Below are 13,615 nucleotides of genomic sequence, written 5' to 3'. Positions count from 1 at the left end.
TCATCTACGATGAAACCTGTGATCTTGGGATTTACTATTGCCAGAACAGAAGTAGCTGTTACAAGTACAAGACCAAGAGCTACCTTCCAAGTGTACTTTTTGAGATATGAATAGAACCATCTCATTGCCGATTGATTTTTTTTGATTTTCATAATATCCCCTCATACCTTAAACTGTAGGCTGGTTCATATACAGATTTTGTTTAAATATCTGTAAAATCATTAGCCGCTTTACCGAATATAAAGGCTGATGCTACTGAACATGCCATCTTTATTTCGGTATAAAATTGCTTTGCCTTAAGCGATCCGTAACTTTTATATTAGTCTGTTGCTGAATATTTACAATGATATATATTGTTTGGGATTGATTTATTTTGCTTTTTTAAGATAATATATAAAATGAACAAGATAATTCATCACCTTTTGGTGGTGGGAAGATCTTGATTTCGGGTGCGAGGTTATAAGCCCGTACCCATAGAACTGCGTCAGCAGTGATTTTATAACGAGCAAAAAGCGAAGCGTTTGCGAATGTTTTAGGGCGCAAGACATCCTGGGGATGTCTGTTTTGCGCCGACCGGAGTGGAACGTAGATGTGAGAGTTTCGAAGAAACGAAACAATCCGGTAGTCATATGGTGTCAAAAGGAACTTTTGACACCTACCTCATAATATAAAAAGCATTCCTTTAGCTGCATATTAAAGCTTCTTATATATTATTTTTACACTCTTTGGGTTATATGACAATAAAATATCGGTTTTTAGTTAACTTTTTTATTTTTCATTCATAGGCCAAAATCAATCATGCTTATATGGTGTCAAAAGGTACTTTTGGCACCCACCTCATATAATGAACTTACATAACGTTATTTCGACATGTTTATAAATACATATATGTAATTCTAATTCATATGAACATACGCTCTAATACATGGGATAAGTCTGTTGACATGCTTTTTGTATTCTTCATATTCAGCTCCATGCAAAGAAAGAAGCCATTTCTCCTCAGTTTGCTTAAGAACTACTGTAAGTATGAGCCAGTTGATCAAAAAGACAGGAATTGCGAATAGATTGTGCCACATACAGCTTATTCCTGTTATCATCATCCAGATTCCGCTGTACATAGGATTTCTTACATATGCAAAAATACCGTTTGTACTAAGCCTGTTATCTATAATGTTATCATCGATATCCGACTTAACAGCTCCAAAGAACCATATTAATACTCCAAGCATAATAAAGACTGCTCCAATTATCCTAGATATTATGATCCATATCCCAGGCAGCTCCCCTATCTTAAAAACATAAACGGCCAATATCATTGAGACAGCGCTAAATGCGCCAATTCCAAGCATTAACGCCGGCCCTATGCCAAATAGCGGAAGCTTTTGCTCTTTTTTAGTGTAGTTTTTTAAAATCATTTCGTCCTCCCAGTTAAACTCGCAAAACGCTTCGCTTTTTGCTCGTTATAAAAATATAGTTGTTAGCAATAACTAACACGCATTAATAATACTACTCTTCTTGTTCAAAATACAGTTCTTATAAGCAATTTTATTTGAAATAATATTTATCTTCTAATTATCCGATATTATATACAGTCATATATTTTATTAAACAAAATGGATAATAATTGTAGGAGGTGTGTATTACATGAAGAAATTAGTATCAATACTTGCTCTTGCATCTGTTCTTCTTTTTACAGGATGCGGAAGTAATAAAGCATCAACCGATGCTTCTTTGTCTACCCCGCGAGAGCTTCTAAATCTTGAAGCAGATGATTCTCCTTCATGGGTGACTTCACTTGATCAGGCCCAAGATGCCAATCAGCTCTTCGTAGTCGCTATTTATGGAGATACAACTGCATGGGTTTCTATGCACGAAAAAGATAGTAACGGAACCTGGAAGATGATAATGACAACTCCTGGATTTATTGGAAAAAAAGGATACTGTGCCGATGAAGATCACGTAGAAGGATGCAGCCAGACTCCCGTTGGAACATATCACTTTACCAAAGCTTTCGGAATAGCTGATGATCCCGGATGTTCTATGTCATATACTAAAGTAACTGATGATATTTACTGGTCAGGCGATCAGCGCGATGGCATGAAATACAACGAGATGGTAAGTATTAATGACTACCCTGATCTTGACCTTGAAAACAGCGAACACATCATTGACTACACATATCCTTACCAATACTGTTTGAATATAAGTTTCAACGAAGAAGGAACTGCCGGAAGAGGCTCTGCTATATTCCTTCACTGCTTTGGAGACAGAAAGCCCTTCACAGGCGGCTGTGTTGCGATCCCTATTAATCAGATGTACTTCGTTATGACTCATGTTAATTCTGATTGCGTTGTAGTTATTGATACACTTGATAACCTTGGCGAATTTTAATTTAAGTATAGTGAACCACTTGATATTTCCTTAATTTAGAGATTGCATCACCTGCCGCAAAAACTGCCAGCTCTTTCATGCGTTTAAACTTTCTAAATTATCGATATTGATATTATTAATTCATCCATTAAAAACTCCTTTATGCAGTTACTGCTTTATAAATGCATCCAAAGCCGCAAGCAAGAAGAACGATCGGTACTATAAGGAATGCCCCAATTCCAACTATAAGTCCAACCAATAAAACAGGGAATGCTATAACAGCTATAATTACTCCTAAAATCTTAAAAAGTCCCCATGTAGCTTTAAATGCGAATTTGATAAATCCCCAAAGGATCCAAAGCAAAAATAATGAAAATAAGATATTAAACATGTTAGTCTCCTTTCTGCCTTGCAGACTATATCTTTGTTCTAAGTCCATATTATCGCACAATTAAGGTTAAATACATAGTATTTTATGCGATTTAACTCTTATAAATATGTCATTTGTGCACCTTACGTCAATTAATTATCAATAAAACAAACAGGTCTTTGCGATATTTCTGCCAAAAGACCTGTTTGCTGATTCACATGTATTAGTTTACGCCTTAACTTTTTGCAATTAAGAACTTCTGCAACTTAACATCCAAAGGACTTATTATTTGAAGAATCCTATGATCTTGAAGATCTTAATCCAAAAACCTTTCTTGATACCGGCAGTAACAAAGCCTGCAATAACAGCAATAACAACTGCTACTGTTACTCCTCTTTGAACAGGAGAAGCTGCCTTAGGTGTATCATCATCTTCAATAGTACTATCTTCTGTTGTACCTGTTCCGGATCCTTCTTCTGTATCTGTATTAGTATCTGTTTCTGTATTATTTACAGTTTCAGAATCTTCTTTATTATCTGAATTTTCATCATCTGTATTTTCTACTTCTGATACTATCTTTTGTGTTCCTTCAGCTTCACTACCTGTCTGGGTGTCTGCATCAGTATTATCTGATGAAGATGAGCTTCCTGTAGGCTCCTTTCTTGTTGCTCCTGCAACTTCTCCCTGCTCATCACCTGCGTCAGCAACCAGAACATCGTCAGAACTTGTAGTATCGCCAGAACTTGTTGTTCCATCAGCATTAGTAGCTGTTGTATCAGCACTGGTCTTACCTGATGAAGTAGTTGTATCTGATGATGTGGTACCGGATGTAGTCGTGCCTGATGAAGTAGTTGTATCTGATGATGAACCACTTGTGTCAGAGGTTGTATCTGAACTTGTTGATCCACTTGTAGTTGTTGATCCTGAACTTGTTGAGGATCCGCTTGTGGTTGTCTCATCAGTACTTGTTGAGGAATCTGTCTCTTCAGAACCTGATGTAGAACCTGTTGTCTCTTCCTGATCGTCCTGATCAGAAGATTCTTCATTATCAGTACTTTCTGATGATTCATCTGTACCAGTACCTACTTCAGGATTATCCTCTTCTGTATCATCACCTGTACCTTCACCTGATGAATTGTATGTAGAACCTACTTTTCTTACCACAATACCATCAAGTCTTGATGTTGCACCTTCTGTAAACACAATTGTAAGCTGTCCATCAGCTATACTTACTGTATATGTTCCTATAGTATAAGTAGCTGCTGTATTTGAAACAGATACTGATGTACCTTCAATAGTAGCTTTTACTGTTGACTTGTAATATGAACCTGAAATGATATCAACTTCATAATTACCATTTTCAACATCTACTACAAAGGTCTGTCCATCAGGTATGATGAAATCAGTATATACATTCTGAGGAATTACTCCCTGTGTATATTCATAGCTTTCTTTTCTTCCCTGACTTGTAGCTGTTCCATCAGTAAAGCCATATCCCTTTTCTTCTGAATATGTAAGTCCAAGTTCGTCAAATGTCTTGGTGCCACCCTTTGCATTAGCTGTAAGAGTAGTCCATCCATCAGCGCTGTTAGAAGCAGAGATACCAAAGTCGAATGAATAAAGTGCTTCGTATCTTACTACAAGGTAAAGAGTAAATGTAATATCTGATCCTTCGATGCTTGCAGGAATACTGTATGTTGCACATGTATTCATGTCGACAGATGAAGTATCATATGTAGCTTCAACAGCTTTATCTTCACCACTGTAATAAGTAGCTGATACTGTTTCCGGAAGATAATCTTCTACATTACCGCCGCATACAGCTTCTACATAGACATCACTTGCTGATACTACATAATCTTCTACTACATTAACTGTAACAGTTACATATGTTCCATCTTCTGCTCCTTCTACAGTTCCTTTAAGTGTATATATACCAACTGTATTAATATCCAGTTCAGAAGTATCCCATGTTACTTGTGCAGTGCTTGTAGTATTGTCAAGGAATGTTGCCTCAACTGTTTCTGGAAGAGTTACGCTTGTTCCTACAACTACTGTAATATCTTCTATTTCTGCAAATCCAGTTGCAACATTTTCAACTACATTGACTGTGATCTTAACAGTCTCGCTGTATCCCTTAAGAGCAACATACGCTTCATAGCTTCCTATTGTTGACATATCAATTCCTGATACATCAATACTCTTTACCTGAAGGCTTGACTCATTGCCATCACTATCTTTAACAGCATAGGATGATTTAAGTGATATGATGTAATCTTCAAGAGCTTCGTCATCTTCAAACTCAAGTGAATTTGGTATGTCAAAAGAGATATCGCTGTCTACTACACCTGCTACTTCAATTCCACTTGTTATTGTAAGTGCTCTTGAATTATATGAATCCTTACCATCTACTACCGCTGCGATCTTATATGAATAGCTGCTTCCTGCTTCTACAGTATCATCAACAAATGAATAGAGGTCTTCATTTGTATCTTCATCTGCTTCAGATTCTGATTCAGAAGCTTCTTTTTCCAAAAGCCACTCATCATAGGTAACATCTTTGATCTCAATTCCTGTAAAGTACAGTGCGCAGTAATCCTTCTTGCTTACTGTTGAAACAATGTTAAGAGTTCCGTCTGATACTGTAACTGTTGCTGTAATCTGATCAGTTGTTGTATCTGTTCTTCCGTGTCTGAAATTTGAAGTTGTAGATACCACTGTTCCTTCAAGAGACACTTCCTGATAATAAGCGCCTGATCCGTTTGCAACAATATATGTTACTTCATAGGTTCCATCCGGAAGATCTACATCGAATTCTGCACTTCCATTCTGGATCCAGCCAAATACAGAATCATTTAGTAGTGCTGCATTGTCCTCGTCATTCCAGGTCTTGTATGTCTTGTTAGAGAGTGCAACTGTGTCCAAAGTATCCTGGCTAAATCCATATCCTGAAGATGTACTGTAAGCTGTATCTGCAAGTACCTGTGTATAGCCATCTTCTACGTCTCCTGATCCAAAGTCAAACTTAAGATATACAGGGTCTGACTCTGAGCTGTCAGAATCTTTAGATGATGATCCGTCTGCAGAGCCTTTCTGAAGATCGTCAATGTCTATTTCTTCAAGCTTTTCATAGTCGCCTACAAGTTCTTTTCCCTCAGAATCTGTAGTTACATCTGCTCTGTAAACGCTATAGCCTTCAACATCATGTCCGTATGTAGCACCGTCACAAGCCTCTGTAAAAAGAACTTCTATACTGTCTGCTGTTACATCGCCTTCCGAAAGTGAAGAAGTTATAAGGCCATTTGAAATAAGATAGCTTGTGTGTGCAGGCTGATTGTAGCCTACATTCTGCCATGCAATTGCTTCTCTGTACTGAAGGTCTGTGAGAGAACATGGAATTACATAGTCAGTAGTAATTGTTGTTGAATAGATTCTGATCTTTGATGGATCATCTGCGCATCTTGCAATGATCTCATCTCTCCAGTCTCCAAGGATATCACCTACAAGTCCAAGGTTTCCCTTTGTGCCATTTGATGTAAGTACTTCTGAAGATTCAAAAAGGGTATAGGATGTTCCGTTTTCATAATCCCATTTTTCTATAGTTGTTGTAAGAGGAGCGTATGCTGAAGAATCAAAGGTATGATCCTGCATTTCAGCAAGAAGGTCTCCGTCCCAATACAGGCAGAAGTTTACAGCAGGTGTGCTTCCTTCTGTGAGTACAATGAGATTGGATCCATCTTCATCGCTGGAATTATAAACACCTGACTCTCCTGAATATACGCTTGCGTTTCTTGAATTCCAGGAAGGCTCATCATTGGATGAGTAGCTGGGATCTGCTATTGACCAGTACTCAGCGCCCTTGGATGTAGGATCAATGTCTGATGCCATGCCTCGTCCTGTATCTTTACCTGTATAGTATCCTGAAAGGATCTCGCCTGTTTCTGCATCATGAATCTCAACATGATAGGTTGCATCATCATGCTCATGAACATCCATAACTTCAAGGCCATCGTTAGATTCTATAAAATCACTTACGTGCTCTGCATCACCATGTCCAAGACCTGTTGAATACAGAACGCTTCCATCATTATCAAGTGTAAGTGAACCATAGATTATCTCATCTTTGTCATCGCCATCTACGTCAGCTACTATTACAGAGTGGTTGCCCTGACTTTCGTACTGGGAACCTGCATCGTTGGTATCAAATGTCCAATATGTTCCGATTGACTGGGTTCCATCATCTGCAGTAGACAGATAGTAAGCTGTAAGACATGTTCTTGTGTAATAACCTCTGCAGAATACTGCAAATGGTGTTGTTCCATTAAGATATGCTGTACATGAAAGGAATCTGTCCACTCTGTTACCATAGCCATCTCCCCACGCAGATACAGTACCTCTTGAAGGAGTATATTCTACTGTATCAATGATCGTACCATCTTCACCATTGAACATTGTAAAATACTCAGGTCCGTCAAGAATATATCCTGATGAATTACGATAATCGTTTTCATCTGATACAGCTGAGGTATTAAGATCAGCCATAGAGCATGCTCCAACATAACCTGTTTCATTAAGATCGCTGTCATAAGTTGTAGTACCATCAGCTGTCTTAACTGCTATCTCAGCGGCTCCGTCAGCATCATAGTCCCATACCTGGAACTGGGTATAGTGAGCACCTGAACGGATGTTGATACCCATGTCTATTCTCCACATGAGTTCACAGCTTCCACTAGCAAAGTCTACATTATAAGCATCAAGGAATGTTGTACCTGTATAGCCTGAACCTGAGTTATCCTTGGCATTACTTGGATACCACTTAACAACAAGTTCATGGTCACCATCACCGTCAAGATCGCCTACTGACATATCATTGGCTGTATATGTACATGTGCTTCCATCAGGCATTGTCTGATCATCAGGCTTTGAAAGCTGAAGCTCAATGTACTGGTCATCCCATACGACTGTTCCTATGCATTTAAGTCCAAGTGAGCTGTCATTAGAGCCTACAACTCTGTAAACATCTGAGGAAGATCCGCCCTCATCAATACAGTTGGTAGAGCTTATATTAGTAGCGATTCTTACGTCATTACGATATACGTTAAATGTAGTTGTAAGATTGTTAGAACTAAAATCTTCTTTATAAGCTCTCCAGCTAAGATATACACCGCTTGTAACAGCATTTCCTTCAGAATCAGTAGCAGATACATGTGTTTGTGCTCCGGCACTTCCTGAAAGGCTTATAGCAACAACCTGTCTTGAAGAATATGTTTCAAGACCGCCTGCAACAAGATTACCGACAATAGGAGTGATGCAGACATCTGACATCTCGCCGATGCCGCCTGCGTTCATTGCTGCCACTTTGTAATAATAATGAATATTGGTTGCTACATCTTTGGAGTCTGTGAATGTTGTAGTTGTAGATGTACCAATCTTTGTAAATTCTTTAAATGCCTTGTCGCTTTCTGCCTTTTCACTTCTGTAGATCACATACTTGATAACCTTTTCTGAAGTGGTATTGGCATCCCAGGAAAGAGTTATACTATTCTGAAGCTCTGTTGCATCTTCTTTTGGACTTGTACATTCAACATTTTCAACAGCGCTTGGAACCTGAACTGATGAATCAAGCATCTCCTTTGTAACAACATTACTAGAAGGAGACTCTACACCATCTGCTGTAGTACAGGTCATATAGTATGAATATGTTTCGCCAAGATCTGCTACCATGGCTCTGCAATCAAGGTCATTAGTCACAAGTTCATCTGCTGTATAAGTCTTAACAACGCTGTAGTCTGAATCTGAACTTGTCTTTTGATATACACTATAACTTACAGCCTCTTCTACTGTATTAAATGCAAAGAGGAATGAGGCAGTTGTATCGCTAAATGAAAGCTCTGTAATAGTAAGGTTACCTGGTGCTGTAAGAAGACTTGTGATAGTCATTCCATTAATGTAATTATTGGTACCACCTACTACTATATTAAGCTGCCCATCTGTTACACTTACTGTTGCTGTGCAGGAACCGATTGACTGCTTACATGCAATTGATCCTATAGATACACCTTCAGCTGTATAAGCACACTTGATGGTACTTGTACCAGGAAGAAGATCTCCTGCATAGATTGTAACTTCATAGCTTCCGTTTGGAAGATCTACAGCAAATTCACCTGTTCCAAGGCAGAAGTCATCAGCCATATCTGATGAATCTTCCTTACCATTACCACTTCTGTAACGGCCATTGCCTGGTGCGCTGATCCAGCCATATCCGGCTTCTTCACTATAAGCCTGACTCTGTGTTACTCCTGTCCATCCGTCCATTGTGGGAGATGAATTGTAGTTAAAGTCAAACTTGTATCCAGCTGTCTTGGTTGTAGCTTCAATGCTTTCTGATATATCTCCAAGTCCGTAGCTGTTATAGGCTGCTACTGCATATACATATGTTGTACCTGCTTCACAGCTTGAATCTGTATAGGTGCACTTGGAGGATACAGAATATTTTTCCAAAGAAGAAAAATCAATATCATCTGCGCTTACACCATCTGAAAGCTCTGCTCTGTAGATGTAGTAAAGTTCTGCGCCTTCTGCACTCTCCCATGCAAGTGATACGCTTGTTGAGCCCTTACTTGTAACTTCAAGTCCTGTAACTTTAGAAGGAGCATCTGTTGCAGTTGCTATCTCTACAAGGGATGCAAGAGCATCGAGCTGTTCATTACAGGTATCTACAAGCTTGTAGTCATTATCTGTGTTATTGGCATAATCAACTATTCCCTGTGCTACTGCCTGAGAAAACTTGTATGCACCATACCACTGAAGATGTGTACAGTCTGAAGATCCGCCTGTATATGCGCCTTCTGTATAATCACCAGCTTCAACACCTGTAAGGAAAAGAGCTTTAGCACCTTCTGCTCCAAAGCTTTCGCAGATGTCTCCCGAACGACTCGTAAGGTCAATGATCGGAATATCATATTCATTTGCAATCTCGATCATTACCTGGCGATAACTTTCAAAGTCTGACTTCCAGGTAAGATTGCCATCTGAGTCGTAAGTATAGCTGTATCTTGAAACAGGTGTTACAAGTACCGGTGTAGCACCTCTTTGATAAGCACCATTTACATACATCATGATCCACTTGGAAAAATCTGAAGTAGATACATATCTGTTAGGTCTTGATGCTGTAGCATCATTATGTCCCCACTGAATGAAGAGGTAGTCTCCCTGATTTATGTCTTCAAGAACATCTTCAAGCTTACCCTCTTCAACATAAGATTTACTTGAACGACCACCTATAGAGCGGTTATCTATGGTAGCATTCTCAGACTCATAAACCTGTGCCTGAGAAAATGAAGCATTATCAGATTCTCTCTCCTCAACAAGATCTCCAAACCAGTTGTAGAAAGTCTGTCCCCATCCTGTCTGAGGATAATAATAAGAATCATAGGTCTGAACAGTTGAGTCAGATGCAACATAGATTATAGGCTTTGAAGAAGCACTATCTGTAGAAAGTCTTGTAATAACAACTTCCTTTACATAAACAGATGAAGTTGCCGCAGCATCTATAGATGTTGCAGAGCTTGCAGCAAGGAACTTAAGATTTAAAGTTCCGTCAATAAGGCTGACTTCATAAGTCGATGTGGATTCTGCACCTGCTGAAAGTGTAATGTCAGTAACCTGGCTTATATCTTCTGCTTCTAAAGAAGCTGTATAAGAAGAACTTGTAGGATTAACAAGAGTTACTTCAACTTTATAATCAGCATTATAAAGATCTACATCAAGTGTTGATGTATTCTCATATGTGTATACTCCGTATCCTGTACTTTCTGTTTCTGTCCAGACTTTTGACTTTATTTCAAGATAGTCTTCAGAATCAGAAACATAGTTTGAACTTCCACTTGTGATATTGGCCTGTCTTTCGTAATAAACGCCGCCTGACCACCCTGTTGGATCAGTATTATAGTCTACGTCGCTAAAGCCATAGCCATTTTCACTATCATAAGCACTTTCTGATGTCAGATTTCCATCTGTACCAAAGACAAAATCTGCCACCTGAGTATCACTTGTAAAGTTCTCGTAGCCATCATCACCCTGGTCTTCCATCGGTGAAACTGTTCTTGTAGCGCCAAGTACTGCGCCTTTAGTCTTTGAAGTTGATGCCTCTGTTGAAGCACTTGAAGCTGCATCTGATGAATCACCAGTTGATGCGCTTGATGCAGCATCTGATGAATCGCCTGTTGATGCACTTGATGAAACATCTGATGAATCTCCTGTTGATGCAGTTGCAGCTGATGCATTTGATGAAGAATTGTTTTCATCATCATTTGAACCACTTGTTGTTGAATCATCTGCATTTGATGACTCAATAGTTGATGCTGTAGAAGAATTGTCTGATGCAGAATCGTCATCTTCTTCATTACCCGCCCCTGTGCCTGATGAATCCTGATTTGTGTTCTGATCACTCTCAGAATCATCATTTGAAGAAGAATCCTGTGAGGAACTATCTGATGCACCAGTTATACTACTATCTACTGAGCCCGACATCTCCTCTGCATAAGAAACAGTTGACGTGGTCGACAAAACCACTGGTTCAAGCACAATTACGGACATAATAATGGCCATAATGCGCCTGGTACCCCATTTTTTGTTAAACACCCTTGCTCCCTCCCATATGATATTTAGTTTGCAAGTCATATATACAATTGGTATATATGGGTAACTTGCGTTAATTGTAATTGTAAATTGTAAAGCGAATCTGTTTCCATGCATATTGGCACAAAGACTTTGCAATATCGACCTTTTATCAGATATTGCTATTTTTAAAATACTCAAGCTGTTCATTAAAAACTGTCCTTTGGGATTGAATATCCGAGGCAGCCTATAATGGTTTTTCTTGTCTTAAGAATCTTACAATTCAAGGCTTAATATCTGAAATTTTATATTCCGGGATCCAAACTCGCTTACGCTCAGACAGGTGGATCCCAAACAGAATATAAAATTTCATCTATTCAGCTCTTGAATTAAATAAGATTCTTAAAGAACGCGAAAATCCTTTATAGGCTGCCTCGGATATTCAAATTCGCAATGGATATTTTTTTATATACAGCTTGAGTATTTTGTATGCCTTTCTTTTGGGCTACCTCTTTCGTGAGAAGAAAAATTTTTCACTAAAATTTAATAGATATAAAAGAGTTTAATGCTTGAGTTATTGTTCTATGTGTGATAGAACATAAGTAACAAGAGGTTTAAATTAATTTACTTGTAGTGATTAGGCTGAGATATCTTCTTAATTGCATATTTGAGAAGATACTTTTTCTGCAATTTTCATAAAAATGATTCTGTAGGAAATAGGCCATGTACCAAATGAATTCTACATTGACTTACTTTAAATGACTTGAAGATATTTAACTGATTAAAGAATATTAGCATTGTCGGAAGGAGGCGATGCTGGATGGCAAAAAGAGATTATTATGATGTTCTGGGGATTAGTAAAAATGCGACCGACAAGGAGATAAAGTCGGCTTATAGAAAGCTTGCCAAAAAATATCACCCGGATACTGCAGGAGCAGATGAGAAATCTAAAAAGAAATTTGAAGAAATAGGCGAGGCATATTCTGTCCTTAGCGATCCTGAGAAGAAAAAGCTCTATGACACCTATGGCTTCGATGCATTTGAAGCAGGAGGTCCAGGCGCTTCAAATCAAGGAACAGGATATTCTGATTCAAATGGATACAGGACCTATTATACTAATTATTCAGGTGATCCCGGGGATATGGAAGATATATTCGGAGATATCTTTGGTAGCATGTTTGGAGGTAGAAGATCTTCTGGTAAAAGCCATTTTCATTTTAATGGAGACAGCTTTAATAACAGCAGTTTTAATGGAAATGGCTTTGACAGCGGTTTTGATGATAGGGATTATGCAAATGGCTCATATTATTATGAAGATGCCCCCAATTATCATTCGAATGATTCCCAAATGCTCGATATCCACTCAGATATTGATGTTTCCTTTGAGGATGCCGCCTTTGGTGCCGAGCGCAGATTAAAGCTATCAGAAGATAGTGGCAAGACTGTTACCTTGCAGGTTCATATTCCTGCAGGCATAGAAGATGGCAAAAGCATCAGATTAAAAGGAAAAGGTAACAAGATGGGTCAAAGAACGGGTGATCTGTATCTGAGAGTCCATATTTTACCAAAAGAAGGATTTGAGAGAAAAGGCTCTGATATATATACTGTTGCGAAAGTTCCATTTACCACTGCTGTCTTTGGAGGCGAGATCAAAGTAAATACCATTTATGGCCAGGTAATGTGTCAGGTTCCAAAAGGAATGCCCTCAGGTGGCAAGATAAGGCTTAAAAACAAAGGTGTACCAGTAATGGGGCAAAAGGATAAAAGCGGTGACCAGTACGTAACCATAGAAGTTATAGTACCAAAGAATCTTTCAAAGGCAGCCTGCGATAAGCTTAAGGAATTTGAAAAGCTGGCCGGTTAAGAAAACTCTCTATCCTGAACTCCCATAACCTTTATATAATGGGTTTTCTGGCTACATCGTTATAAAAACAAATAAATAGAAATTTATAAAAAGGTAATCTCTTTGTATCTTCCTCAAATCGTTAGTCTTTTAGATCTGACTTTGAGGTGCAGCTCAAAGAGATTATCTTTTTTGTTTAAATTAATTATAACCTTCTCACTTTTCTGCGTATTCGTGATACAATTCATATATATGCGTTAATCCGAATTTATTTTTAGACAATATGAAGTGACCTCCAGTTTGTAGATTCGTGGATTTACCTGTAATCTATAGATTGGGAAAAATCAAGGTAACAGGGATTACCACATACAAAAGGAGGCCACAATGAATACTATAGTTTATGTTGGGATGGA

The 13,615-nt window shown here is 38.4% G+C and carries 5 protein-coding genes; 2 read left to right on the top strand and 3 right to left on the bottom strand.

The window, feature by feature from the left end; translation table 11 throughout:
• Positions 1–896 precede the first annotated feature (896 nt).
• Positions 897–1,415, bottom strand: a complete 519-nt coding sequence (locus K6G87_RS10910) for a methyltransferase family protein (RefSeq protein ID WP_296836984.1) — start codon at positions 1,413–1,415, stop codon at positions 897–899.
• Between the two features lie 229 nt (positions 1,416–1,644).
• Between K6G87_RS10910 and K6G87_RS10905 the strand changes: the two genes are divergently transcribed.
• A complete protein-coding gene (locus tag K6G87_RS10905) occupies positions 1,645–2,391 on the top strand; it encodes a hypothetical protein (protein ID WP_296836981.1) in 747 nt (248 codons plus the stop codon).
• Between the two features lie 139 nt (positions 2,392–2,530).
• Here the strand turns inward: K6G87_RS10905 and K6G87_RS10900 are convergent, their stop codons facing one another.
• On the bottom strand, positions 2,531–2,761 hold the full coding sequence (locus K6G87_RS10900; protein WP_296836977.1) for a hypothetical protein: 231 nt from the start codon (positions 2,759–2,761) through the stop codon (positions 2,531–2,533).
• A 264-nt stretch (positions 2,762–3,025) separates the two neighbouring features.
• Positions 3,026–11,383 (bottom strand): rhamnogalacturonan lyase family protein, encoded by an 8,358-nt coding sequence (locus K6G87_RS10895; protein WP_296836975.1) that lies wholly within the window; start codon positions 11,381–11,383, stop codon positions 3,026–3,028.
• A gap of 796 nt (positions 11,384–12,179) precedes the next feature.
• On the opposite strand from K6G87_RS10895, the gene K6G87_RS10890 reads away from it, so the two are divergent.
• Positions 12,180–13,223, top strand: coding sequence for a J domain-containing protein (locus K6G87_RS10890; RefSeq protein ID WP_296836972.1), 1,044 nt, complete (start codon positions 12,180–12,182; stop codon positions 13,221–13,223).
• Positions 13,224–13,615: the final 392 nt, after the last annotated feature.

The sequence above is a fragment of the Butyrivibrio sp. genome (assembly GCF_024699075.1).
Note: the sequence above shows the minus strand (reverse complement) of the source record. Positions and strands in the feature narration are given on the sequence as shown.